The sequence below is a fragment of the Sphaerisporangium rhizosphaerae genome, from assembly GCF_042665155.1.
Lineage (GTDB): Bacteria > Actinomycetota > Actinomycetes > Streptosporangiales > Streptosporangiaceae > Sphaerisporangium > Sphaerisporangium rhizosphaerae.
This window is the reverse complement of sequence record NZ_JBHTCG010000012.1, coordinates 1-25075: the sequence shown is the minus strand read 5'-3', so window position 1 is coordinate 25075 and position 25075 is coordinate 1. Positions and strand designations below refer to the sequence as shown.

Genomic DNA, 25075 nt, shown 5'->3' with positions numbered 1-25075 from the left:
AGACCGTCGCCCGCGCATCCAGACCCTCTGGTGGCTGCCCGCTCCGCCGGGGCGGAAACAGCGACGGCGCGGCTCCGGAGGAACCACGCCGTCGCATGCCGGTGTCAATCAGAGGTACTGGCCGGTGTTGGCGACCGTGTCGATGGACCGCCCGGCTTCCGTGCCCTGCTTCCCGGAGACCAGGGTGCGGATGTAGACGATCCGCTCGCCCTTCTTGCCGGAGATGCGGGCCCAGTCGTCGGGGTTCGTGGTGTTGGGCAGGTCTTCGTTCTCGCTGAACTCGTCGACGCAGGCCGCGAGCAGGTGCGCGATGCGAAGGCCCTTCTGCCCGGTCTCCAGGAACGCCTTGATGGCCATCTTCTTGCCGCGGTCCACGATGTTCTGGATCATGGCCCCGGAGTTGAAGTCCTTGAAGTACAGGACCTCCTTGTCGCCGTTGGCGTAGGTCACCTCGAGGAAGCGGTTCTCCTCGGACTCGGTGTACATCCGCTCGACGACCCGCTGGATCATCCCGCCGACGGTCGCCTCACGGGAGCCGGTGTGCTCGCCGAGATCCTCCTCGTGGAGCGGCAGCTCGGTGGTGATGTACTTCGAGAAGATGTCCTTGGCCGCCTCGGCGTCCGGCCGCTCGATCTTGATCTTGACGTCCAGGCGGCCGGGCCGCAGGATCGCCGGGTCGATCATGTCCTCGCGGTTGGAGGCGCCGATGACGATGACGTTCTCCAGGCCCTCGACGCCGTCGATCTCCGACAGCAGCTGGGGGACGATGGTGTTCTCGACGTCGGAGGAGACGCCCGAGCCGCGGGTGCGGAAGATCGAGTCCATCTCGTCGAAGAACACGATCACCGGGGTGCCCTCGGAGGCCTTCTCACGGGCCCGCTGGAAGACCAGGCGGATGTGCCGCTCGGTCTCGCCGACGTACTTGTTCAGCAGCTCGGGGCCCTTGATGTTGAGGAAGAAGCTCTTGCCGGACTGGCCGGTCTTCTCCGCGACCTGCTTGGCCAGGGAGTTGGCCACGGCCTTGGCGATGAGCGTCTTGCCGCACCCGGGGGGACCGTAGAGCAGCACGCCCTTGGGGGGACGCAGCTTGTGCTCGCGGAACAGGTCGGCGTGCAGGTAGGGCAGTTCGATGGCGTCCCTGATCTGCTCGATCTGCCGGGACAGGCCGCCGATCTCCTCGTAGGAGATGTCGGGGACCTCTTCGAGCACGAGCTCCTCGACCTCGGACTTGGGGATGCGCTCGTAGACGTAGCCGGACCGGGGTTCCAGCAGCAGCGAGTCGCCGGCCCGGATGGGCTGGTCGAACAGCGACTCGGCGAGGCGGACCACGCGCTCCTCGTCGGCGTGGGAGATGACCAGCGCGCGCTGGCCGTCCTCGAGGAGCTCCTTGAGCATCACGATCTCGCCGACGCTCTCGTAGCCGAGCGCCTCGACCACGTTGAGCGCCTCGTTGAGCATGACCTCCTGGCCGCGCTTGAGCGTGTCGACGTCGACCGCGGGGCTGACGTTCACCCGGAGCTTGCGCCCCCCGGTGAAGACCTCGACGGTGCCGTCGTCACGTGCCTCCAGGAAGACGCCGAAGCCGGACGGCGGCTGAGCCAGCCGGTCGACCTCCTCCTTGAGGGCCACGATCTGGTCCCGGGCCTCCTTGAGCGTGGCCACCAGCCGTTCGTTCTGCCCGGTGACCGCGGCCAGATTGGCCTGCAACTCATGGAGACGTTCCTCGAGGACCCTGGCTTGCCGTGGAGACTCGGCGAGCTTCCGGCGCAACGCGGTGATCTCCTCCTGGAGGAAGGAGACCTGAGTTGTGAGGTCAGCGACCTCCCGTTCGCGCTGGGCGGCTCGAGCCTCAGCGTCATCGCGAGCTGCCACAGTCACCTCCTTCCCAGTCGAGGGCGACTACTCAAGACCCTACCTATCTCGGGGGCATCCGTAACCTGGCCAGGGAGTGTTCGTGTCATTACATCCAGTGTTCAGTGTTAAATGCCTTATAGGCGGCTATTGCTAGTAAGCAGCGTCACACGGGTTTCTGTTCCCATGGTTGGCGAGCCGGCATGATTGCCCGCCGAACCTCATGGTCGGCTTCGGGAGCTCATGTGCCCGACTCCTCCCCGTACGCGCCCTTGGCGGGGCGCCGGCGCCTGGGCGGGGGCGTGACGCCGTCCGCCATGCGACGGGCCATGACGAGGAAGCCCGTGTGCCCGACCATCCGGTGACCCGGGCGGACGGCGAGACCTTCCACATGCCAGTCGCGGACCAAGGTTTCCCACGAATGCGGCTCAGTGAAACTTCCGTGATCGCGGAGGCTTTCCACCGTACGCGACAACTGTGTTGTTGTCGCTACATAACAGCAGATAACACCGCCAGGCGTCAGGGCTTTGGCCGCCGCGTCCACGCACTCCCACGGCGCCAGCATGTCGAGGATCACCCGGTCGACGTCGCTCTCGTCGAGGGAGGCGACCAGATCGCCCACGACCAGCCGCCACTGCTGCATGGGGCCGCCGTAGAACTTCTCGACGTTCTTGCGCGCCACCTCCGCGAAGTCCTCGCGCCGCTCGTAGGAGGTGACCGTGCCGCTCTCGCCCACCGCGCGCAGCAGGAAGCACGTGAGCGCCCCGGAGCCGACGCCGGCCTCCACGACCCGCGCGCCGGGGAAGACGTCGGCCATGGCGACGATCTGCGCGGCGTCCTTGGGATAGACGACGGCCGCGCCGCGCGGCATGGAGACCGCGTAGTCCTGCAGCAGGTGGCGGAAGGCCAGATACGGCGTCCCGCCGGAGGAGCGCACGACCGAGCCCTCGGGAGACCCGATCAGGTCGTCGTGCGGGATGGAGCCTTTGTGCGTGTGGAAGACACCGCCCTCTTTGAGCGTCACGGTGTGGCGCTTGTCCTTGGGGTCGGTTAGTTGTACCTGATCACCGGGCCGGAACGGCCCGTGCCTGCGGAAACCCATGCGCGCAAGGCTATATCCGCCCGCCGCCCGCTCGCGCGGGCGCGCGATGCCACTGGGGTGACCGGTATCAGGTGGAACGCGACCTCTGGGGTGGCGCATCCCCCTCAGAAATGGATTGGCCCTCCGCGCCCGATCCTGGTAGCTCTTTGCCATGCTTCCCCCGCTTCCCCGGCTTCCCGGGCTTCCCCGGTACCCCCGCGAGACGGTCCAGGCGGGCCCGTACCTGCTGCGCCCGCCCGCCAAGGACGACATCGACGCGATCACGCGGGCCTGCGCGGATCCCGAGATCGCCGCCTACGTCCCGAGCGTCCCGGTCCCCTACACCGCCGACGACGCGCGCGTCTTCGTCACCGAGACCGCCCCCGGGACGTGGGAGGCGGGCGGGGCGTACTTCGCCATCGCCGACCCGGCCACCGGCGACTGGCTCGGCAACGCGCTGCTCAAGCCGCCGTCCGCGGCGGGCAACGCCGAGATCGGCTATATGGTCGCGCCCTGGGCCCGCCGGCGTGGAGTGGCCACCATCGTGACCCGGGCCCTCAGCGAATGGGCCTACCAGCACGGGACGCACCGGGTCGAACTGCTCACCGATCTGGAGAACACCGCGAGCCAGCGCGTCGCGATGGCCGCCGGCTACCGCCGCGAAGGCGTCCTGCGGGAGGCCGCCTCCCGCAAGGACGGAGGCGGCCGCACCGACCTGGTGCTGTACGGGCGCCTGGCCACCGACCCCGGCACCCCCCAGCGGTCCTACCTGCCCGACCTGCCCGGGGGGTCGCTCTCGGACGGCGTGGTGCGGCTCGCGCCGCTCACCCTGGCCGACGTCGACGCCTACCAGGCCATGATGAGCGAGCCGGACGTGCTGGTGCGCAGCGTCCCGCCGCTCGCCCCGCTACGCGAGGAGAGCGTGTACCGCGCCCGGTGCACCGGCATGTGGTGGCTGGCGGGCGAGCGGGCCGAGCTCGGCGTCCACGACGCCGCCACCGGGGAGTTCGCCGGCCACATCCAGCTCATGAACGTCAACCAGGCGCTCGGCCAGGCGATGATCGGCTACAGCCTGGCCGGGCGCTTCCGCGGCCGCGGGTTCATGACCAGGGCCGTGGACCTGCTGTGCGAGTGGGCCTTCACGAACACCCCCCTGCACCGCATCGTGGCGGGCACCGCGACCGACAACACCCCCTCCCACCGCGTGCTGGAGCGCGCGGGCTTCGAGCGGGAGGCCCTGGTAAAAGCGCTGTTGCCGGGCGCGGACGGCACCCGGCACGACGACCTGCAGTGGGTGCGACTGCGCGGCTGAGCCGCCCCTCCCCCGGCCGCACCGCCCTCCCGCCGTGAGGCGCGGCTCCCCCCGGGAAGAGCGAGGCGCGGTCGGAGCGCGCCTCGCGGCAGGAGGCGCGCTCCGGAGCGGAGGCCTCGGCTCAGTCGGCGCCGAACTTGGCGCGCAGCGCGGCGAAGGCGGCGTCGGTGCCGGCCAGCGCCCGGTCGATGTCGGCGTCGGTGTGCGCCGCCGACAGGAACCAGTTGTGCCACGGGTGGAGGTACACCCCCTCCTTCAGGCACGCGCCGGACCAGTACATGCCCTTCTCCAGGGTCGTGTCTCCCTCGAAGGAGAGCCACGGGATCTGCACCGGGCCGGTCTGCCTGACCACGAACCCGTGGGAGGCCGCCTGCGCCGCCAGCCCCTCACGCAGCCGCGTCCCGGCCCGCTCCATCAGCGCCGGGCCGTCGATGTCGCGCAGCGTCTCGATGGTGGCCTTGGCCGCGGCCATGGCGACGGCGGAGAACCAGAACGACCCGGTGGAGTACAACGTCTGCGCCGGGCCGCGCAGCGCGTGGGTGCCGGTGACCGCCGCGATGGCGTAGCCGTTGGCCATCGCCTTGCTCCAAGCGGTCAGGTCGGGGCGCACGCCGAGCGGCTCCCACGAGCCGCGCAGGTCGAGCCGGAAGCCGGCGCGCACGTCGTCGATCACCAGGGCGGCGCCGATGCGGTCGGCCAGGGCGCGCACCCCCCGCGCGAAGGCGGGGTCGACCGGCTCCTGGTCCTCGAAGGAGTCGTGCTTGAACGGCGTGACGATGATCGCGGCCACGTCCCCCTCAGCCTGGGCGGCGGCGGCCTCGGCGCCGGCCAGGTCGTTGTAGGGGTACTCGATCAGGTCGGCGCGCTCGCTCGGGGTCGTGCCGGCCAGGCTGGGGGTGCACCACGGGTCGGCCCCGTGGTAAGCGCCGTGGGCCACCAGCACCTTGGAGCGCCCGGTGGCGGCGCGGGCCACCATGAGCGCCTGGGTGGTGGCGTCGGTGCCGTTCTTGGAGAACATCACCCAGTCGGCCGAGGGGATCAGGTCGACCATCAGTTCGGCGAGCTCCACCATGACCGGGCCCGGCCCGTTCAGGCAGTCCCCCGCGGCCTGCTGGGCCGCCGCCGCCTGCTCGACGCGCGGGTGCCGGTGGCCGAGGATGACCGGCCCCCAGCTGCACATCAGATCGAGGTACTCGCGCCCGTCGGCGTCCCACTGGCGGCAGCCCTCGCCCCGGACGAAGAACTGGGGGTAGCCGGGGGCGAAGATCGCGGCGTTGAGGTGGCCGTACATGCCGCCGGGGACGACCTTGGCGGCCCGGTCGCGCAGTTCGGCGTCGGACACTCTGTCGGACATGTGCTCAGATCCCTTCGGTGGCGGGCAGCGCGCCCGCGCCCTCGTCGGCGAGGCGCTGGAGGTGGTCGAGGGTCAGGCCGCCGAGGCCGGCGTCGGAGCCGAGGCCCCCGGCGACCCGGGCGGCCAGGGCGGTGCCCAGGCGGGCGGCGCCGGTGACCTCGTGCCCGGCGAGCAGGCTGGCGATGAACCCGGCGCAGTAGGCGTCGCCGCATCCGGTGGTGTCCACGACGGGCGTGCGCAGGGCGGGCACGCGGACCGTCCCGCCGGCCGTGGCGACCAGGCTGCCCTCGGCGCCGAGGGTGATCAGCACGCCCGCGGGGCCCTCGGCGAGCAGCATGGCCGCCGCCTCCTCCACCGACGACGCGCCGGTGATCATGAGTGCCTGCTCCTCGTTGGGCAGGAAGTGGTCGACGTGCGGCAGGAAGGCGCGGGCGCCCTGCATCAGGTCGGGCATGTTGGACAGCAGGTCCATCGTGACCAGCGTCCCGCCCCGCCTGGCGGCGGTGAGCAGTTCGAAGAAGGCCGGGTCGTGCAGGCCCCAGGTGACGTCCATGCCGCCGAGGTGGACCACACGCGCCCCGGTCACCTGGGCGGGGTCGAGGTCGGCGGTGGACAGGGTCAGGTTGGCGCCGGGGACGTGGAAGGAGGGCCGCCCGCCGTCGGGGCGGATGGGCAGGATGGAGGCGGCGGTCTGCTCGCCGGTCTTGCGCACGATGCCCCGCACGTCCACGCCGTGCCGTTCCATGAGCATCAGCAGCAGGTCGCCCAGCTCGTCGTGGCCGACCGCGCCGGCCGAGGCGACCGGCACCCCGAGCTTGGCCAGGTCGACGGCGGTGCCGGCGGCGGCGCCCGCGGCCGTCACCCTGATCTGCTCCAGCAGGTGGGTGTCCTGGCCCTCTGGGATGGACTCCACGGGCCGGGCCAGCACATCGACGATGTGCACCCCCAGCGTGAGGACGGTCATGGCGGTTCCTTCGTCCGATACGGGGATTACGCGGATTGCCGGATAATAGACGGGCGCCCGACTAAAATGTCAAGGCGTGGTCGGGTCACATCGGGACCCGCCGTGAAGGGACGGGCATGCCGAAGATCGTCAATCACCGGGAACGCCGCGAGGAGGTCGTGGACGCCGCCCGCAGGGTCATCCTGCGCGAGGGCATCGACGCGGCGACCACCCGGGCCATCGCCAAGGAGGCCGGCTACTCCAACGGCGTGCTCACCCACTACTTCGCCGACAAGGACGACATCCTGCTGTCGGCGCTCAGGGCCTCCCATCGGCGCATCGTGAGCCGCCTGAAGGACAAGCTCACCGGGCGCTCGGGCCTCGCGGCGCTGCGCGAGGTGCTCCTGGACAACCTGCCCCTCGACGAGGAGCGCGCGCAGGAGACCGCCCTGGAGGTCGGTTTCTGGGGCCGCAGCCTGGCCGGCGGCCGGCTGCTGGAGGTGCAGCGCGAGGAGGCCGGCGAGCTGCGCTATCTGGTGCGCACCCTGCTCGACGCGGCCGCGGCGGCCGGCGAGATCGCCACCGGCGAGGACCTCGACGACGTCGCCGCGCGGCTGCTCGCCCTGGTGGACGGGCTGAGCCTGCACCGGCTGCTCTACCCCGACCGCCTGCCGCCCGGCTCCCTCACCCGGCTCATGGGCGCCGAGCTGGACCGCCTGACCCCGTGAGCGCGGGCGGGACCGCGCCACGGCATCTTGACCGCACGCCGGCACGCGGCGGAGACCACGAGGAGAACGGAGCGAGATGAGGCTTGCGCGCGAGCGGGAACGGCTGTGCGACATCGGCCGCCGCATGGTGGAGACCGGGCTCGTGCTCGGCACCTCGGGCAACATCAGCGTCCGCGACGGCGACCTGGTGGCGGTCTCGCCCGGCGGGGTCGCCCTGGACCGGCTCACCCCCGAAAGCTGCCCCGTCCTGGACATGTCGGGCCAGGTGCTGGAGGGCGGCAGCAAACCCTCCTCCGAGGTGCCGATGCACCTGGCGCTCTACGAGAGCACCGGCGCCGCGGCGATCGTGCACACCCACTCACAGAACGCCGTCGTGGTGTCGGCCACGATGAGCGAGCTGCCGGCGATCCACTACAACGTGATGCTGCTCGGCGGCCCGGTCCGCGTGGCGCCGTACGCGACCTACGGCACCCCCGAGCTCGCCGGCAACGTCCGCGCGGCCCTGGAGGGCCGCCTGGCGGCCCTGATGGCCAACCACGGGGCCGTCGCCGTCGGCGCCGACCTGGAGCAGGCCCTCGAGGCCGCGCGCCTTCTGGAGTGGCTGTGCGCCGTCTACATCCAGGCCCGGACGATCGGCGAGCCGCGCATCCTGTCCGAGGCCGAACTGGCCGCCGTCGTCGAGCGCGCCGTCCGCGGCTGACCACCACGCCCCCGCGACGACTCCGGGCGGCCGCCCCGGTGGGGCGGCCGCCCGGAGTCGTCGTGGGGCGGAGGTCAGGCCGTGCGGTGGGACTCGTAGCGCATGGTGCGCGACACGCCGACGCGGACGGTGGTGCCCGGCAGGATGGGCACCGGCTCGTTCGGCGGGATGTCGTAGAAGTTCGGGTCGCCGGGCGGCTGCACCTGGGTGCCGTTGACCGAGCCGAGGTCGATCAGGTTGACGTCCCAGCCGTCCAGCCGCACCCGCAGGTGGCGGCGGGAGACCGAGCCGTCGGGGCTGGTGACCCTGGCCGGGCGCGCCTCGCCCGAGGTGACCTCCGGCGCCCGCTCGGGGTCGCGTCCGAGCAGGTAGTCGCCGTCCAAGGTCAGCGTCAGGCCGTCGTCCAGCAGCAGCACCCCGAGGGGCGGGCGCTCCCCCTTGTAGGGCACCAGCGTGCGCTGCACCAGGGCGATGCCGCAGACCGCGCAGTAGGGCACGCGCGGGTCGTTGAAGTGGTCGTTCTTGCAGTCGACCCCGTAGACCATGGGCCGGCTGAGCGGCTCGGGCGCCGGGCCGGCCTCGGTGGGCTCCAGGAGGGCGCCGGGCGTGTCAGGCCGGTCCTCGCCGCCCTCCAGCAGGTAGGACTCGAAGCCGGGCGCCTCGCCCTCGCCGGGGCCGCCGGGCGCCGCGCCGGGGTCCACGGCGGCCATCTCGGGGTCGGTCAGCAGGGACGGCGACGCCTCGTGCTCGGGGGGCGGCGTGGAGGCGAGGGGGGCCGGCTCGGGCAGGGAGGGCACGGAGGGCACGGAGGGCACGGACATCGGCGCCGCGCCCATGCCGTACGGCGCGCCCGCGCCGGGCTCGGGACGGGACGGCTCGGGCTCCGCCAGGCTCGCCCTGGACGGCTCTGACCGGCCGGGCGACGCGGACGCCCCGGAGGGACCGGACAGCCCGGAGGGGCCGGACGCCGTCACCGGGTCGGGACCGGGGAAGGGATCGGCGGCCATCGCCTGGCGCACGTTCCCGGACCCCTCGGCGGCCGGGCCGCCGGCGTCCTGCCCCTCGGTGAAGGAGCAGATGACGCCGCCACCGGGGATCACGCCCGCGTCCAGCCGGGCCCGCCTGATCGGCGGCCCGGCGTCCGGCAGGCGCAGCTCGACGGCCGACACCGGCCCGGCGACCAGCCGGTCGGTCCAGGTCAGGGCGTCCTTGCCGTCGAGGCGGACCTCGGTGCCCGGCCCGGTGATGGACGCCTGGGCGTCCCCGCTGACCAGCACCGCGATGCCGCCGCCCACCGGGCCGGCGAGGGCGCAGGCGATCGGCTCGGCCGTCATCGACCGCGCGAGGACCTGGGCGGCGCGCCGGGCCAGGGCCCTGCCGTCGCCGCCGGAGGCCGCGGTCTCGCGCACCGCGGACAGCAGCTCCTCGGCGACGGCGTCGGCCGCGTCGCACACCAGCAGCAGGCCGCCCACATGGGCGATCAACCCGTCGCCGGGAAGCGGACGCACCACCCCCACGCCTTGCTCCGTCACAGAACTCTCCCTCTCCGAAAACGCCACCGGATGGACGGCACCCGCATCGGGCCGCCCACCACCAGCCAAACACTAATCCGGACGACGGCGAACCGTGTCCGGAGGGTGGCGGGCGGGACCGGGTCGATGAGGCTACCGATGGCACCGGACCGTAGCAAAAACCACAGCAGAAGTCCCTCCGCGACCAAGGTGAGCAGACCGAACAAGCTCCGCCTTTCTCCCCGCGGATCGGCTCCCCATGCCACGCCGGAACCGGGCGGAGGCGAAGGCCGAGGAGCGCCGTGCCGGGACGGGCCCGGTCGCGGCGCGGCCCCGGTCGCGGACGGGGGGCGGGTCAGACCCCGCTGAAGACCCGGTTGACGTCGGCGGTGACCAGCACGCCGTAGACGTCCCCGCCCCGCTCGACCAGGAGGTACTCCCCCGAGGGGGTCTCGCGCATGGCGTCGATCAGCGACTCGCCCGCCAGGTCGGCCGGCAGGACCAGCGAGGGTTCCAGGCTGCGCGACAGCGCGCCGACGCTCACCCAGGGCCGCCGCTGCTCGGGCGTGGCGGCGACGGCGGCCTCGTTGACGATGGCCGTGGGGTGCCCGTCGTGGTCGACGACGACCATGGCGCCGGCCTGCGCCTCGCGGGCGCGGCGCATGGCCTCGGCCAGCGGCACCTCGGCGGTGACCGCGATGGCGCGCCTGGCCAGCGTGCGGGCCTGGAGGTGGGGCATGCGGGCGCGCACCTTGGCCACCTGCAGCGACTGGCTCGCGCCCATCCAGATGAAGGAGGCCAGCAGCACCGACCACAGCACCTGGCCCCAGTCGGGCTCCTGCTCGGTCACCCAGGAGGAGCCGAGGGTCAGCACCACCAGGGCGACGGCGAGCCCGCGCCCGAACCAGGCGGCGGCCTTGGTGCCGGTGACGGAGTTGCGGGTGAGCTTCCACACACCGGCCCGCAGCATGCGGCCGCCGTCGAGCGGCAGGCCGGGCAGCAGGTTGAACACCCCGACGATGAGGTTGGAGACCCAGAGCTGCAGGATCAGCACGTACGGGATGGTCTCGGCGGGCACGACCAGGCTGACGGCGAACCCGGCGGCGGCCAGGCCCAGCGACACCAGCGGGCCGACGAAGGCGACGAGGAACTCCCGCGACGGCGTCTCGGGCTCGCGCTCGATCTCGGAGACCCCGCCGAGCATGTAGAGCGTGATGCGCCGCACCGGCAGCCCGAAATGGCGGGCCATCACGCAGTGGGCCAGCTCGTGCAGCAGCACCGAGATGTAGAGGAAGACGGCGAAGACGAAGGCGACCAGGTAGGTGGTGAAGGTGGTCCTGCCCGGCAGGTGGTCGGCCACCACGGGCTGGAAGGTGTAGGTGATAAACGCCGCGACGATCAGCCACGTCGGCGACACGTAGATGGGAATGCCGAACGGGCTTCCCATGCGCAGCCCCGGAGACGCAGGCCGTTGCGGGGTCTGGGTGCTCATGATTGTCGTCGTCCCTCCTCGTGCCTCGATGCTACGCGCCTCGCGGCGCGGAAAGGCCTGCCCGAAGGGCGTCCCCGGCCTGAAGTGTCGCCCGGCTGACCTACAGTTCCGGCATGAGCATTTCGGAGCCGCCCGCGATCATCGGCAGTCTCTCCCCCTCCCGCGCGGGTGACTTCATGACATGTCCGCTGCTCTACCGCTTCCGGGTGATCGACCGGCTTCCCGAGCGCCCCTCTCCGGCCGCCGTGCGCGGCACGCTGGTCCACGCGGTGCTCGAGCGGCTGTACGACCTGCCGGCCGCCGAACGCGACGTCGCGGCGGCGCAGGCACTGCTCGACCCGCAGTGGACCCGCCTGCTGGAGCAGTCGCCCGAGTACTCCGCCTTGTTCGAGGACGACACCGAGCACGAGCGCTGGATCGGCCAGGCGCGCCAGATGCTCGAGCGCTATTTCGCCCTGGAGGACCCGCGCCGCCTGGAGCCGGCCGAGCGCGAGCTGTACGTCGAGGCGGTGCTCGACAGCGGGCTGATGCTGCGCGGCTACATCGACCGCGTCGACGTGGCGCCCACCGGCGAGGTGCGGGTGGTCGACTACAAGACCGGCAGCGCGCCGGGCCGCGACTTCGAGGCCAAGGCGCTGTTCCAGATGAAGTTCTACGCGCTGGTGCTGTGGCGGCTGCGCGGCGAGGTGCCCCGGCTGCTGCAGCTGATGTACCTCGGCAACGGCGAGATCGTGCGCTACGCCCCCGACGAGGCCGACCTGCTGGCGACCGAGCGCAAGGTGCAGGCGCTGTGGGAGGCCATCGAGCGCTCGCTCACCACGCGCGAGTGGCGGGCCCGCCGCTCGCGGTTGTGCGACTGGTGCGACTACCAGGCCCTGTGCCCGGAGTTCGGCGGCACTCCCCCGCCGGTGCCCGACCGGCGCCCCGGCGACACCATCAGGGGCGCCCGCCGCGCGGCCACCGACGAACTCTGAAGCTCAGGCGCCGTCGGCGGCGCCCCCCTCCTCGTCGAGGTGGGGCGGGATGCCCAGGGCGGCCTCGTCCGGCCCGCGGTGTTCCGGGCGCCAGGAGACGGCCGGCCCCTCGGCCTGACGGCGGCGCTCGGCGCCCACCATCTCGCTGACGGTCTCGCGCACGCGCCTGACGGTGTCGAGGTTGGCGTGCCGCTGGGCCTCGGGGATGTCGCGCCGTCCGTAGCCGAAGTGCATCACCGGACCCCCTCCGCCCGCCGTCGCTCTGGACGAGATCTCCCCGCACGCTCACGATGAAGCTGTGGCATGTTCGTCATCGCCTCCGCCGTTCACGCCGCCACCGACCGCTCACCGTTCCCAGAATGCCGCCGGTCGACTACGTACGGTACTCATTGAGATCCATTGCGTATTCGACACTTTGTGTGTAAAGACTTGTGGAAGGCGTCAGGAGACCAGTAAGAACCGACGAACGGAGCGAGATGCCCGCCCCCCGAGAGCTCGACCCGGCCGCCTCCGCCCAGGCCCTGTTCGGCTACGAGCTGCGGCGTCATCGCACCGCGGCCGGTTGGACGATGGAGCAGCTCGCGCAGAAGATCTGCTTCTCCGTCGCGCTGGTGGGCATGGTGGAGAACGCCCGGCGCACCCCCTCACGCGACTTCGCCGAGCGCTGCGACAAGGCGTTGCAACTGGACGGCGCCCTGCTGCGGCTGTGGCCGTTCATCAACCGCGCCTCGACCCCGTCCTGGTTCCGTCCGTGGCTGGAGGTCGAGCGCGAGGCGGCCACCCTGCGCACCTGGGAGCCGCTGGTGGTCCCGGGGCTGCTGCAGACCGAGGAGTACGCGCGGGCGATCTTGCTGGGTGAGCCCCGCGTGACCCCGGAGGACGTCGAGGAGCAGGTGGCGGCCCGCATGGAGCGCCAGCGCATCTTCGAGCGTCCCGAGCCGCCCATGCTGTGGGCGGTGCTCGACGAGGCGGTGCTGCACCGGCCGATCGGCAGCGCGCAGGTCATGACCGCGCAACTGCACCGCCTGCTGGAGGCCGGAGCGCTGCCGTGCGTGACGATCCAGGTCGTCCCCCTCAGCGCGTACTCCACCACAGGGCTGGAAGGGGGGTTCATTATCGCCCAGACGCGCGGCCTGCCCGATACCGTTTACCTGGAGTCCGCAGGTCACGGCCAGGTCGTCGAGCGGGCGGCGGAGGTCGAAGAGCTCACCGTTCGGTACGAAGTGATCCGCGCTGAGGCGCTTCCCCAGCGCGCGTCACTCGAGTTGATCAGGGAGACGATTCAGCGATGGACCACCTGAAGGACGAGCTGCGCGAAGCGGCATGGTCGAGATCCCCCTACTCCGGCAGCAGCGGCGGCAACTGCGTCGAGGTGGCCCGCCTGCCCGGCGGCCGCGTCGGCGTGCGCGACAGCAAGCGCCCCGCCGGTCCCCCGCTGGTCTTCGCGGCCAGCGAGTGGACCTTGTTCAGTCACGGCGTGAAGGCAGGGCACTTCGGCGCCTGAGCCCTCCCGTGGTCCGTACGGTCGCCGGCGAGACCGTGCGGATCCCCGAAAGCGGCCGGTCCTCACGACGGCCCGCCCGGAAGGCGGGCGCCCGCGTCCGTCCACCGCCGCTCAGGCGGCGCCACCAGGAGACCGGCGATCCTTCCGGGTTTCGGAACCGGCCGGGATGTTGCCCTCTTCGACGTACTTGACCAGCAGTCGCATCGCCTCGGCCGACGGCGTGCCGGGCTCGACGGTGTAGACGAACAGCGTCTGGTCGGGGTCTCCGGGCAGCGACAGCGTGTGGTAGGTCATGACGATGTCCCCGACGATGGGATTGTCGTAGCGCTTGATCCCCCTGACCCTCTCGTGGACGTCGTAGCGTGCCCACAGCCGCCGGAAGTCGGCGCTGTCCTTCGTCAGGCCGTGGATCACCTCGGCCAGCCGGGGGTCGTCCGGGCGGCGGCCGAACTCGAACTTCAGTATGGCGGCGACGTTGGCGGCCACCCCCTCCCAGTCGTCGTGCAGCCTGCGGGCGCGCGGATCGCAGAAGATGTACCGCGCCATGTTCCGCTCGGCGGCCGGCATGGCGTAGAAGTCGCAGCACAGCGCCCTGAGCAGCCGGTTGGCGGCCAGCACGTCGCAGCAGCGGCCGATCACGAACGCCGGGATGCCGCCCTGTTCCAGGCTCTCCAGCAGTTGGTAGGTCTCCCGGGCGACCCGCTGGGGCCGGCGCGGAGGATGTCCGCGCGCGGGGCCCGCCTCCGCCAGGTCGAGCAGATGGGTCCGCTCGGTCTCGTCCAGCCGCAGAGCGCGGGCGATGGCCGCGAGGACCTCTCGGGAGGCGTTGCGGCTGCGGCCCTGTTCCAGGCGGGTGTAGTAGTCGACGCTGACCCCGGCCATGCGGGCCAGCTCTTCGCGCCGCAGCCCCGGGACCCGCCGCCGCCCGGCGGAACGGTCGTCCTGTGGCTGCTCGGGACTCAGCCGGTCACGGCGTGATCGGAGGAATTCCCCCAGTTCCGTAGCATGGGCCATATGTCCAGTATGTCGGGTTTGCTGAATGTCGCCATGCCGGGGCGCACCTAGCCTGGTACTGGTGGTCCCGGTCTGAAGAGTGCCAGTTCAGAGCCCCTTTTCCGCCCTCCCGCGTGCTTTGCTGGAAGCAGCATCGCATGACAGGCCCACCAGTGACGCCGGACGTTCACCTCCAGACGGCCGGAAGGAGGACGGCATGACCGATTCGATACTCAAGGCGACGCTCGAACGGCTCGACCGGGCCGGCAGGCAGGCCGACCGGGCCACGGCCCGCGCCGAGCAGGCCATGCGCCAGACCGCGGCCGTGCTTGAGGAACAGCGCCGCTTCGCCATCGACGCCTCGCACGAGCTCCGCACCTGCCTGGCCGGCCTGCGCGCCGAACTGGAGGAGGCGCGCATGCACCCCGACCAGACCGACCTGGGCGAGCTGCTGGAGCGGACGCTGGCCGGCGTCGGCCGCCTGCAGGCCGCCATCGGCGACCTGCTCCTGCTCGCCACCACCGAGCAGGGTGAGCCGCGCGAGTCCGAGCGGGTCGACCTCGGCGAACTGGCCGCCGAGGCGGCGCCGGAAGGCGCCGATGTGGTCTGCGTCCCGGGCCACGGGGTCACCGTCGAGGCGGTGCGGCCGGACCTGACGCAGGCTCTGGCCATCCTGCTCGGGCGGGCGCGACGGGGCGAGGGCGACGGCACGGTGGTGCGCGTGCGGGTGCGCCGCGACGGCGACTGCGCCGAACTCACGGTGACCGGCGACGGGGCGGCCGCGGAACACGAGCGGATGGAGCGCCTCACGCGGCTGGACACCTTCCCCCGGGGCGACCAGGCCGGCCTGAGCCTGGCGGTCGCGCGGGGCATCGCCCACGCCCACCACGGCACGCTGTGGGCCTACCTGCGGCCGTCGGGCGCGAGGAGCTTCGTGCTGCGCCTGCCCGTGGCCGCGTCCGGCGACGGGGACACCGCCGACCTGGAGCGGGTCGCGCGCGCCCCCCGCCCCTTTCGCGCCGCCTGAACCGACCGGCCGGCCGGCCCCCGCGCCGGCGTCGCGATCAGCGGCCGGCGGCCTGCGCGGACCCACCGGACCCGAGCCACCGCCCGCCGCCCGGCCGGTGGTCCTTCCCCGGGATGAGGACGATATCCATCCTCAGCAGGGTGGCGAACAGCACGGAAGTCCTAAATTGAGAGGGTGCGCACGACCCCCGGCAGCCCGCGAGCCTGGCTCAGAGCCCATCCCCTGATCGGCGACTCGGCCCTCGCTCTTCTCATCACCGCGCTGTCGGCCGCCACGGTCGTGGTCAACGCCGCCGGCGCCCCCACCGCCGGGTACGGCCCCACCAGGTCCCCCGACGCGCTCAGCCTCGTCCTGATCACGCTCACCTGCGCGGCCGTGGCGCCGCGCAGGCGCTGGCCGCTCGTGCTGCTGTGCCTGGCCGAGCTGCCGCAGGTGGCGCTGGCCGCGCTGGACTACGACGCCGGGCTCACCGGGCTGGTGTCGCTCATCCTGCTCTACACCGTGGCCGCCTATCGGGGGCTGGCGCTGAGCCTGGTGGCCGCCGCGGTCGTCTCCCTCTCCCATCTCACCTCGATGCTGCTCGGCGCGGACACCGGCGGCTGGGGGCAGCAGACGTTCGTCGTGGTCGTGGCGCTGACGGTGTGGGTGGTGGGCCGCTCGATCCGGCTGCGCCGGGCCTACCTCGCCGAGCTCGTCGACCGGGCCGAGCGGCTGGAGCGGGCCCGGGAGTCCGACACCCGCGCCGCCCGCGCCGAGGAGCGCTCGCGCATCGCCCGCGAACTGCACGACGTGGTGGCCCACCACGTGAGCGTGATGACCGTCCAGGCCGCGGCGGCCCGCAAGGTGCTGGACACCCGTCCGGAGGCCGCCAAGGACGCCCTGGTCGCCATCGAGGAGATGGGCAGGACCGCCATGCGCGAGATGCGGGGCATCGTAGGAGTGCTGCGCACCGACGGCGAGGCCGGGGAGCGCGCGCCCCAGCCCGGCATGGGCGACCTGCCCGGGCTGGTCGACCAGATGCGCGAGGCGGGGCTGCGGGCGCAGCTGTGGGTCGAGGGCGAGCGGCAAGTGCTCCCGCCGGGCATCGACCTGGCCGCCTACCGCCTGGTCCAGGAGGCCCTGACCAACAGCCTGCGGCATGCCGGGCCGGCGGCGCGGGCATGGGTGACCGTCCGCCACGACCCGGGCGAGCTGCTGGTGCGGGTGGAGGACGACGGGACGGGCGTCAACGGGACGAGCCCGCGGGGGCCGGACGACCGGCAGGGACACGGTCTGGTGGGCATACGCGAACGAGTCTCACTCTATGGTGGAATCCTGCGAATCGGCCCGCGCCAGGGGGGCGGATTCGAGGTACGGGCCCGTTTCCCCCTCAAGGACTCACACACATGACAATCAGGGTGCTGCTGGTCGACGACCAACCGCTGCTGCGCACCGGCTTCCGGCTGATCCTCGAGGCCGAGCCCGACATCACGGTCGTCGGCGAGGCGGGAAACGGGTCGACGGCCCAGGACCAGTCGCGGGCGCTGCTGCCCGACGTGGTCCTCATGGACATCCGCATGCCCGGAGTGGACGGCATCGACGCCACCCGGCGCATCGTGCGGGACGCCGCGCCGGGCGCCCACGTGCCCCGCGTGCTGGTGCTGACGACCTTCGACCTGGACGAGTACATCGTCGAGGCCCTGCGCGCGGGCGCCAGCGGCTTCCTGCTGAAGGACGTGCCGCCCGACGAGCTGGTGCAGGCGATCCGGGTGGTGGCGGCCGGGGACGCCATCGTCGCGCCGAGCGTGACCCGGCGGCTGCTGGACAAGTTCGCCACCCGGCTGCCCTCGGCCCATCAGCAGGCCACCCCCGCCCGCGTGCACCGGCTGACCGAGCGCGAGCTGGAGGTGCTGCGCCTGATCGCCCGGGGCATGTCCAACGCCGAGATCGCCGCCGAGCTCGTGGTCAGCGAGACCACCGTCAAGACCCATGTGGGCAACGTGCTGACCAAGCTGGCGCTCCGCGACCGGGTGCAGGCCGTGGTCCTGGCCTACGAGACCGGCCTGATCACCCCCGGCGCCATCCCCTGATCACCGACGTGACCGCCGGCTTCCGCCTCACCCGGTCCTGCCCCGCGTCACAGTGACGTCAGCGCCTCGAACGACACCTCCACCGAGACCGGATCGTCGAAGGACAGACGCCGGGTGTGCCCGCACCTCAGCTCGTATCTCCCTTCGGACAGCCGATGCTCCTCGATGAGTTCCACCTCCTCGCCCGCCTGGTCGAGGAAGACCAGGAGATAGACCGGAATCCCGGCCGCGGCATAGGCGGCCTTCTTGTCGACGGTGTCGGTGCGGTACGAACTCTCCGGCGAGACGATCTCCACCACGAGCAGGGCGTCCGTCGCGTACAGGCGCCGGTCGTGGGGCAGGCAACGGAACACCGTGACATCGGGGCGCCGGAGGTTGAGGGGAAGGTCGCTGATGCGGACGTCGACGTCGGTCTCCACCATCAGGCAGGGCTCCGGCTTGCGAGCCTGCTCCAGCGTCGCGGCCAGCCGTCTTCCCACCCGGTTGTGCATGCGTGAAGGACTCTCGCACTTGACGATATGACCATCGATCACCTCGATCGTGCGACAGAAGTCCTCAGGCAACGCCTTGTAGTCCTCCGCCGTGATCTGGTCGGGAATCCAGCGGTACCAGTCACCGGGCACGCGACTCGTCATGGCCATACCTTAACGACCACCCTTCGCCCCTCCACGTCCACATCCACTCGGCGTGATGACATGGACACTCTAAGAAGTCGCCAAGGGTGCGTGCGGCCGAACGGGGGATTTCATCTGGGAGATGAGCCCCCGCCGCCGCGGCGATCGGGCAGGGTTACTCCGCGGCCGGGCCGGGCGCGGCGGGGACGGCGTCCGCGGGGGGCGCGTCGTTCGGGGAGGGGACGTTCTCCGGGAAGTGGCAGGCGGCCTGGTGGCCGGGGGCCAACAGCGTGAGGGGCGGCTCCACGGTCTTGCAGATCTCCTGGGCCTTCCAGCAGCGCGTGTGGAAGCGGCAGGCCGGCGGCGGGTTGATCGGGCTCGGCACGTCGCCCTGCAGGCGGATGCGCTCGCGCCCCCCGCGCCCCTTGACGTCCGGCACCGGCACGGCCGACAGCAGCGCCGTGGTGTAGGGGTGCATGGGCGTCTCGTACAGGCCCTTGCGGTCGGCGATCTCGACGATCTTGCCGAGGTACATGACCGCCACCCGGTCGCTGATGTGCCGGACCACCGACAGGTCGTGGGCGATGACCACGTAGGTGAGGTCCAGCTCGTTCTGCAGGTCCTCCAGCAGGTTGACCACCTGGGCCTGGATGGACACGTCCAGAGCGGACACCGGCTCGTCGGCGATGATGAGCTTGGGCTTCAGGGCGAGCGTCCGGGCGATGCCGATGCGCTGCCGCTGGCCGCCGGAGAACTCGTGCGGGTAGCGGTTGTAGTGCTCGGGGTTGAGCCCGACCAGCTCCAGGATCTCCTGGACGGCCTTCCTTGTGCCGTGCTCGGTCTTGACGCCCTGGATGCGGAACGGCGCGCCCACGATCGCGCCGACCGTGTGGCGCGGGTTGAGCGAGCTGTAGGGATCCTGGAAGATCATCTGCATGTCGCGGCGGAGCGGCCGGAGCGCGCCCTGCGACATGTGGCTGATGTCCCTGCCCTCGAAGACGATCTTCCCGCCGGTGGGCTCGAGCAGCCGGGTGATCAGCCGCCCGGTCGTGGTCTTGCCACAGCCGGACTCGCCCACCAGGCCGAGGGTCTCGCCCTTGCGCACGTCGAACGACAGGCCGTCGACGGCCTTGACCGCCCCCACCTGGCGCTTGACCAGGCCCTTGGTGATCGGGAAGTGCTTCTCCAGCCCGTCGACGGACAGCAGGGCCTCGGGCGTCTCGCTCACACCGACTCCAGGTTGGGCTTGATCTCGTTCTCCCAGATGGCGCGCCGTTCCTCGGGCGCCATGTGGCAACGCACCAGGTGCCCGCCCTCGCTCTCCAGGAGCTCGGGCACCACGGTCTTCGCCCTGCCGTCCGTGCGCCCCTCGAAGGCGCAGCGCGGGTGGAACGCGCAGCCGGGCGGGACGTTGATCAGCGACGGCGGGGTGCCCTTGATGGGCATGAGACGCTCGGTGCGGTCGCGGTCGAGCCTCGGCATCGAGCCGAGCAGGCCCCAGGTGTAGGGGTGCTCGGGGCGCTCGAAGATACCCTCGGCCGAGCCGTACTCGATGCACTTGCCGCCGTACATCACCAGGATGTCGTCCGACAGCTCGGCGACCACGCCGAGGTCGTGCGTGATGATGATCAGCGCGGAGTTGAACTCCTGCTGCAGGTCGCGCATCAGGTCCAGGATCTGCGCCTGGACGGTCACGTCCAGCGCGGTCGTCGGCTCGTCGGCGATCAGCAGCTCGGGGTCGCACGACAGCGCCATGGCGATCATGGCGCGCTGGCGCATGCCGCCGGAGAACTCGTGCGGGTAGCTGTCGACGCGGCGGTCCGGCTGCGGGATGCCGACCCGGCCGAGCATGTCGATCGCGTGCTTGCGGGCGACCGCCTTGCTCACCTGGTTGTGGATGCGGTACGCCTCGATGATCTGGGCGCCCACGGTGTAGTAGGGGTGCATGGCCGACAGCGGATCCTGGAAGATCATCGCCATCTTCTTGCCGCGCAGCGTGCGGACATGCTCGGCGCTGCTCGCGACCAGTTCCTCCCCGTCCAGCCAGATCTCGCCGGAGATCTTGGCCCGGCCGCCTTTGTGCAGGCCGAGGATGCCGAGGCTGGTCACGCTCTTGCCGGAACCGGACTCGCCCACGATGCCGAGGGTTTTGCCGCGCTCAAGGGAGAACGACAGCCCGTCCACCGACTTCACCAGGCCGTCATCGGTCGGGAAGTGGACCCGCAGGTCCTTCAGCTCCAGAAAACTCATGCGAGCCTCACTCTCGGGTCGACCACCGCGTAGAGCAGGTCGACCACCAGGTTCGCCAGGACGACGAAGAACGCGGCGACCAGCACCACGCCCATGACCTTCGGCAGGTCCTGGTTGGTGATCGCGTCGATGGCGTACTTGCCGATGCCGGGCAGGGAGAAGGTGCTCTCGGTGAGCACCGCGCCGCCCATCAGCAGGCCGAGGTCGAGGCCGAAGATGGTCAGGATGGGGGTGAGCGCCCCGCGCAGGCCGTGCTTGAAGACGACCACGCGCTCGGTGAGCCCCTTGGCCCTGGCCGTGCGGATGTAGTCCTCGTTCATCGTCTCCAGCATGCCCGATCGCGTGAGGCGCGCGTACCCGGCGGCGTACAGGAAGGCCAGGGTGATCCACGGCAGGATCAGGCTGTAGGCCCACTGGGCGGGGTTGACGAAGAACGGGGTGAAGCTGCCGCCGGGCGCGGTGATCGCGAGCGGACGGCCGTAACTGAACAACACGAGGGAGACGATGCCGGTGAAGAAGATGGGCAGCGACACCCCGGCCAGGGCGATGCCCATCGCGGCCCGGTCGAACACGCTGCCGCGCCTCAGCGCCGACACCACGCCGGTCGCCACGCCGGCGATCAGCCACAGGACGGCCGCGCCGAGGGCCAGCGAGATGGTGACCGGCAGCCGGCTGATCAGGTCGGGCCACACCGGCAGACGGCTGAGGAAGGAGTACCCCAGGCAGGGCGCGGGGCAGTGCTCGGTGGTGGGACCGTAGCTGTAGTCGGCGCCGACGACGATGCCCTTGGCGAACCTGCCGTACTGGACGATCAGCGGATCGTTGAAGCCGAGCCTCTCAGCGGCGATCTTGACCTGCTCGGCGGTGGCGGTACGGCCGACGTACCGGGCGGCGAGGCTCTCGGAGGTCGCGCCCGCCAGGCGCGGCACCAGGAAGAAGATGGCGAATGTGATCATGCTCACGATGGCGAGCATGACGACACCCCAGATCAGGCGCCGGATGATGTATGTGACCACAGTCCCCCCGGCTCCGGGGGCCGGCCGGTCGGCCGGCCCCCTGCCGCGTTCACGTGTCTGTCGGATCTATCGGATGGTCCGGGCCTTCTACTACTGCAGGCCCATGTTGAGGTAGTCGTACATGCCGAACGCATCGCTGACGTAGACGTTCGTCACGCCCTTGCCGCGGATGAGCAGGCTCTTGGCCCAGATGCCCGGAAGGATGAACGCGTCGTCCATGACCTTCTGGTCGATCTGGCCCCAGATCGGCTCGCGCTTGGCGACGTCGGTCTCCAGGCTCGCCTGGTCCAGCAGCTTGTCGACCTCGGGGTCGCGGACGCTGATGTTGGAGGAGCCACCGGTCTCGCGGATCACCCGGCTGTCGACCATCTGCTGCAGGAAGCCGTAACCGTCGGGCCAGTCGGCGCCCCAGCCGTTGACGGCCAGGCCCAGCTTGTTCTCCTTGGCGTAACCGGGCTTGCCGGCGTACAGCGCGAAGTAGTCGGCCTGCGGGAACGGCTTCAGCGTGAGCTTGATGCCGACCTTGCCCAGGGACTGCTGCAGCGCCTCGGCGGTGGCCTTCTCCTTCGGGCGCTCGGCGCGGTAGGAGATGTTGGTCTCGAAGCCGTTGGGCTGGCCGCAGGCCGTCAGCGCCTCCTTGGCCTTGGCGGCGTCGCCGTGGTTGTCGGCACCGGCCGGGTAGGGGTTGATGTCCTTGTGGCCGGGGATGCCCGGGGGCAGCAGGCTGGTGGCGATCTGGCCGCCGGAGAACTCGCCTCCGTAGGCGGTCTGGTAGGCGACCTTGTCCGCGGCGTACTCGACGGCCTTGCGGCAGTCGAGGTTGTCCAGCGGCTTCACGTTGCCGTTGATCGAGGTGTACCACAGACGGGTGATCGTCGGGTTGTCGGTGGTGGCCTTGAGGTTCGGGTCGGTCAGCACCCGCCCGAGGGTGGCCGGCTGGGCGCCGGTGCCGGCGAGGTCGACGTGCAGGTCGCCCGAGAGCAGGCGGTTGTCGATGTCGTCGGCGTTGACGTTCGTGGTGACCTCGTAGCCGTCCGGCAGCGCCTTGCGGTTGGGGTCGGTGGCGGCGTCCCACTGGTCGTTGCGGACCAGGTTGAAGCCCTTGCCGATCTCGTTCTTGTCGAACTTGTACGGCCCCGAGGAGATGATGTGCTCCTTGTACTTGGCGCCGGTGTCCTTGGCCTTGGGGACCGGGATCGTCGCCGGGAGCTGCGCGAAGTAGTCGAAGCCGCTGTAGGGCTGCTTGAGGTGGAAGACGATCGTCTGGTCGTCGGGGGTCTCGATCGCGCTGTCGGTGTCGGCGTCCTTGGACTTGTAGGCGCCCTTGTAGTCCTTCGGCCAGTTCAGCGTGTCGTTGAAGTAGGTGTACCCGTCGGGGAACACCTCCTTGTCGAAGGACCGCTCGACGGCGTACTTGACGTCCTTGGAGGTGATCGGCGTGCCGTCCTCGAACTTCACGCCCTGCTTGAGCTTGTAGGTCCAGGTCTTGGCGTTGTCGCTCGGGACGCCCAGGCTCTCGGCGAGGTCGGGGATGAGCTCGGTGCTCTCCTTGCCGGGGGCCGGCTTGAACATCACCAGCGAGCGGCCGTACAGGCGGATGAAGTTCCAGGAGTAGCCGTAGTAGGTGTCACCCGGGTCCAGGGAGTCCCAGTCGCCGGCGTTGGCCAGCTTGATGATGCCGCCCTTCTTGTCGGAAGGGTTGTACACCTGCGTGAGGGCGGCGTTGAACTCCGCCTTCGCGCCACCACCCGCGGGCGCCGCCGCGCCCGACTGGCTCGGCGACGTCGCCGTGCCGCCGCCACAGGCGGACAGCCCCAGGGCGAGAACCGCACCCAGGGCGGTCACCCCCAGTGTGGTTTTTCTCTTCATCTACAAAACCCCTTGTTGTCGGGAGCCAGAGAACTTGCGGGGAGATCGGGTCGAGCTCAGCGGGCTCGCGGGTCCAGGGCGTCGCGGAGGCCGTCGCCGAACAGGTTGAAGGCGAGCACGGTGATGAAGATCGCCATACCGGGGAAGAACATGAAGTGCGGGATCGTGTAGAACCGCACCGCGTCCGAGAGCATGCCACCCCAGGTGGCGGTGGGCGGGCGCACACCCACGCCGAGGAACGACAGCGCCGCCTCGAACAGGATGTTGGTCGGGATCAGCAGCGTGGCGTAGATCAGGATGGGCGCCACCAGGTTCGGCAGCATCTCGCGGAAGATGATGTACGGCCCGCGGGCGCCGAGGCTGCGGGCGGCGTCGATGAACTCCCGCTCGCGCAGCGACAGCGTCTGGCCGCGCATGATGCGGCCGATGTAGGGCCAGTTGAAGAATCCGATGATGAAGACCAGCAGCGAGACGCGCAGGGCGTCGCCGGACAGGCCGAAGGCGGAGTCGGGCACGACGCCGGCGAGCGCGATGGCGAACACCAGCAGCGGGAAGGCGAGGAAGATGTCCATCGCCTTGCTGATCACCGAGTCGACCCAGCCGCCGAAGTAGCCGGCGACGATGCCGAGCACGGTGCCGATGCACACCGAGAGCAGCGTGGCCAGGAAGGCGATCAGCAGCGAGATGCGGGCGCCGTAGACGACGCGGCTGAAGATGTCGCGGCCGTTGACCGGCTCGACGCCGAACAGGTGGTCGCCGCTGATGCCGGTGCCGTCCTTGGGCGCGAGGGTCTCGGAGCTGATGAGGTCCTGGTTGAAGTCGTTCGGGGGGTGCCCCAGCCAGGAGACGATCAGCGGGGCGAAGATCGCCACGAGGATCAGGAAGATCACCACGCCGGCCCCGGTGAGCGCCACCTTGTCCCGTTTGAGGCGCGTCCACGCGATCTGGCCGAGCGATCGGCCCTCGATCGCCTTGCTCTGCGTCCCCTCGAGCACGGCTTCCGGCATGGCCTGAAGCTCCGCGCCGGAGACGTCGAGCGGTGAGGTCATAGTTGTCGGCCCCCTGGATCCCAGACGACTGTGGCTGTCCGATGCGCCGCCCGCCGCCGGGTGGCCACAGGCTTCGCCCATCTTCGGGCAGGCCGCGGGTGTGCGACCCCCGGACGCAGAATCTACGTGCTGAGCTGCACTGACCAGTACCTGAGCACGCTATGTGGCTCAACTGTGATTCATGCGAAATTCATTCGTGTTGATCTTGAAGCGAATGTCCTGGGGGTGTGGGGATTGTGTCGCGGAACCGTGACACTGCGCCGGAAGCCTCGCGGGCGTAGGGTCTGCGGCGCCACAGACCCTCCGGCGTCCCTCCCGCGAGGCCGGAAATCATGGCCGGAAGACCCTGCCGGTGATCTTATCGCGGGCCCCCCGGCCCCCGAATTACCGATCTTGAGCTCGATGCCGACGTTACCGGAACGTTACCTTCAGTCCATCCGGCGGCACCCGGGCGGCCTCCTTGCCCGGGCCGTTCCTTCACGACACGACAGACCCGCGCCAGGGCCAGAGGGGCGCGGCGCCACCCGAGCCCAGGGCGACCCGCGCCGGGCCAGGACGAATCGAGGCGGGCCGGAGCGCTAGCTGATGCCCCGGCGCTTGAGGATCTCCTCGATGTCGGACAGGTCGTCGTCGGCGGCCGGCGCGGCGGGCTGCTTGCCGGGCAACGGGCGGCGCAACGGCTGGGTGGGGGCCGCGGCGCCGGGCGGCGGGCCTGCCGGCGCGGCGGCGCGCCCGGGC

The 25075-nt window shown here is 71.0% G+C and carries 23 protein-coding genes; 9 read left to right on the top strand and 14 right to left on the bottom strand.

Going from position 1 to position 25075, the window contains the following annotated elements; genetic code table 11:
* Positions 1–108: 108 nt before the first annotated feature.
* The gene (gene arc, locus ACFQSB_RS19315) at positions 109–1872 is read right to left on the bottom strand and encodes a proteasome ATPase (RefSeq protein WP_354852762.1); all 1764 of its coding nucleotides are present in this window, start codon (positions 1870–1872) and stop codon (positions 109–111) included.
* A 220-nt stretch (positions 1873–2092) separates the two neighbouring features.
* Positions 2093–2953: a tRNA (adenine-N1)-methyltransferase gene (locus ACFQSB_RS19310; RefSeq protein ID WP_354852760.1), complete on the bottom strand. Its 861-nt coding sequence runs from the start codon at positions 2951–2953 to the stop codon at positions 2093–2095.
* Positions 2954–3104: 151 nt separating this feature from the next.
* On the opposite strand from ACFQSB_RS19310, the gene ACFQSB_RS19305 reads away from it, so the two are divergent.
* Positions 3105–4244: a GNAT family N-acetyltransferase gene (locus ACFQSB_RS19305; RefSeq protein ID WP_380828120.1), complete on the top strand. Its 1140-nt coding sequence runs from the start codon at positions 3105–3107 to the stop codon at positions 4242–4244.
* Between the two features lie 121 nt (positions 4245–4365).
* Here the strand turns inward: ACFQSB_RS19305 and ACFQSB_RS19300 are convergent, their stop codons facing one another.
* Positions 4366–5598: an aminotransferase class III-fold pyridoxal phosphate-dependent enzyme gene (locus ACFQSB_RS19300; RefSeq protein WP_380828119.1), complete on the bottom strand. Its 1233-nt coding sequence runs from the start codon at positions 5596–5598 to the stop codon at positions 4366–4368.
* 4 nt (positions 5599–5602) lie between these two features.
* Positions 5603–6562, bottom strand: coding sequence for a carbohydrate kinase family protein (locus tag ACFQSB_RS19295; protein WP_380828118.1), 960 nt, complete (start codon positions 6560–6562; stop codon positions 5603–5605).
* 116 nt (positions 6563–6678) lie between these two features.
* Here ACFQSB_RS19295 and ACFQSB_RS19290 point away from each other — a divergent pair, with 116 nt between their 5' ends.
* Both ACFQSB_RS19290 and ACFQSB_RS19285 read left to right on the top strand, forming a co-directional pair.
* Positions 6679–7269: a TetR/AcrR family transcriptional regulator gene (locus ACFQSB_RS19290; protein WP_354926083.1), complete on the top strand. Its 591-nt coding sequence runs from the start codon at positions 6679–6681 to the stop codon at positions 7267–7269.
* A gap of 76 nt (positions 7270–7345) precedes the next feature.
* Entirely contained in the window at positions 7346–7969 is a 624-nt protein-coding gene (locus ACFQSB_RS19285) for a class II aldolase/adducin family protein (protein ID WP_380828116.1), read from the top strand.
* 74 nt (positions 7970–8043) lie between these two features.
* Here the strand turns inward: ACFQSB_RS19285 and ACFQSB_RS19280 are convergent, their stop codons facing one another.
* Both ACFQSB_RS19280 and ACFQSB_RS19275 read right to left on the bottom strand, forming a co-directional pair.
* Positions 8044–9501, bottom strand: coding sequence for an FHA domain-containing protein (locus ACFQSB_RS19280; RefSeq protein ID WP_380828115.1), 1458 nt, complete (start codon positions 9499–9501; stop codon positions 8044–8046).
* Between the two features lie 334 nt (positions 9502–9835).
* A complete protein-coding gene (locus ACFQSB_RS19275) occupies positions 9836–10972 on the bottom strand; it encodes a site-2 protease family protein (protein ID WP_354852750.1) in 1137 nt (378 codons plus the stop codon).
* A gap of 113 nt (positions 10973–11085) precedes the next feature.
* Between ACFQSB_RS19275 and ACFQSB_RS19270 the strand changes: the two genes are divergently transcribed.
* A complete protein-coding gene (locus tag ACFQSB_RS19270) occupies positions 11086–11946 on the top strand; it encodes a RecB family exonuclease (protein WP_380828114.1) in 861 nt (286 codons plus the stop codon).
* A 3-nt stretch (positions 11947–11949) separates the two neighbouring features.
* Here the strand turns inward: ACFQSB_RS19270 and ACFQSB_RS19265 are convergent, their stop codons facing one another.
* The gene (locus ACFQSB_RS19265; protein WP_380828112.1) at positions 11950–12180 is read right to left on the bottom strand and encodes a hypothetical protein; all 231 of its coding nucleotides are present in this window, start codon (positions 12178–12180) and stop codon (positions 11950–11952) included.
* A gap of 242 nt (positions 12181–12422) precedes the next feature.
* Here ACFQSB_RS19265 and ACFQSB_RS19260 point away from each other — a divergent pair, with 242 nt between their 5' ends.
* Both ACFQSB_RS19260 and ACFQSB_RS19255 read left to right on the top strand, forming a co-directional pair.
* Positions 12423–13247: a helix-turn-helix domain-containing protein gene (locus ACFQSB_RS19260; protein WP_380828110.1), complete on the top strand. Its 825-nt coding sequence runs from the start codon at positions 12423–12425 to the stop codon at positions 13245–13247.
* Positions 13235–13450 (top strand): DUF397 domain-containing protein, encoded by a 216-nt coding sequence (locus tag ACFQSB_RS19255; RefSeq protein ID WP_354852742.1) that lies wholly within the window; start codon positions 13235–13237, stop codon positions 13448–13450. Before ACFQSB_RS19260 ends, ACFQSB_RS19255 begins: the two co-directional genes overlap by 13 nt.
* A gap of 111 nt (positions 13451–13561) precedes the next feature.
* Here the strand turns inward: ACFQSB_RS19255 and ACFQSB_RS19250 are convergent, their stop codons facing one another.
* Complete coding sequence (locus tag ACFQSB_RS19250; RefSeq protein ID WP_380828109.1) at positions 13562–14464, bottom strand: helix-turn-helix transcriptional regulator; 903 nt, start codon at positions 14462–14464, stop codon at positions 13562–13564.
* Positions 14465–14660: 196 nt separating this feature from the next.
* On the opposite strand from ACFQSB_RS19250, the gene ACFQSB_RS19245 reads away from it, so the two are divergent.
* The 3 genes from ACFQSB_RS19245 (at position 14661) to ACFQSB_RS19235 (ending at position 17539) form a co-directional block, all read left to right on the top strand.
* Positions 14661–15470, top strand: a complete 810-nt coding sequence (locus ACFQSB_RS19245; RefSeq protein ID WP_380828107.1) for a sensor histidine kinase — start codon at positions 14661–14663, stop codon at positions 15468–15470.
* A gap of 174 nt (positions 15471–15644) precedes the next feature.
* Entirely contained in the window at positions 15645–16859 is a 1215-nt protein-coding gene (locus ACFQSB_RS19240) for a sensor histidine kinase (RefSeq protein ID WP_380828105.1), read from the top strand.
* Positions 16856–17539 (top strand): response regulator, encoded by a 684-nt coding sequence (locus tag ACFQSB_RS19235; RefSeq protein ID WP_380828104.1) that lies wholly within the window; start codon positions 16856–16858, stop codon positions 17537–17539. Before ACFQSB_RS19240 ends, ACFQSB_RS19235 begins: the two co-directional genes overlap by 4 nt.
* 47 nt (positions 17540–17586) lie before the next feature.
* Here ACFQSB_RS19235 and ACFQSB_RS19230 read toward each other — a convergent pair whose 3' ends face one another.
* The 6 genes from ACFQSB_RS19230 to ACFQSB_RS19205 form a co-directional block, all read right to left on the bottom strand.
* Positions 17587–18174, bottom strand: a complete 588-nt coding sequence (locus ACFQSB_RS19230) for a Uma2 family endonuclease (protein ID WP_380828101.1) — start codon at positions 18172–18174, stop codon at positions 17587–17589.
* 154 nt (positions 18175–18328) lie between these two features.
* The gene (locus tag ACFQSB_RS19225) at positions 18329–19381 is read right to left on the bottom strand and encodes an ABC transporter ATP-binding protein (protein ID WP_380828100.1); all 1053 of its coding nucleotides are present in this window, start codon (positions 19379–19381) and stop codon (positions 18329–18331) included.
* Positions 19378–20403, bottom strand: a complete 1026-nt coding sequence (locus ACFQSB_RS19220; protein ID WP_380828098.1) for an ABC transporter ATP-binding protein — start codon at positions 20401–20403, stop codon at positions 19378–19380. The genes ACFQSB_RS19225 and ACFQSB_RS19220 overlap by 4 nt, the downstream gene beginning before the upstream one ends.
* Positions 20400–21419, bottom strand: a complete 1020-nt coding sequence (locus ACFQSB_RS19215) for an ABC transporter permease (protein WP_380828097.1) — start codon at positions 21417–21419, stop codon at positions 20400–20402. Before ACFQSB_RS19215 ends, ACFQSB_RS19220 begins: the two co-directional genes overlap by 4 nt.
* 90 nt (positions 21420–21509) lie before the next feature.
* The gene (locus tag ACFQSB_RS19210) at positions 21510–23288 is read right to left on the bottom strand and encodes an ABC transporter substrate-binding protein (protein ID WP_380828095.1); all 1779 of its coding nucleotides are present in this window, start codon (positions 23286–23288) and stop codon (positions 21510–21512) included.
* Positions 23289–23344: 56 nt separating this feature from the next.
* Positions 23345–24337: an ABC transporter permease gene (locus ACFQSB_RS19205; protein WP_354852723.1), complete on the bottom strand. Its 993-nt coding sequence runs from the start codon at positions 24335–24337 to the stop codon at positions 23345–23347.
* Positions 24338–25075: the final 738 nt, after the last annotated feature.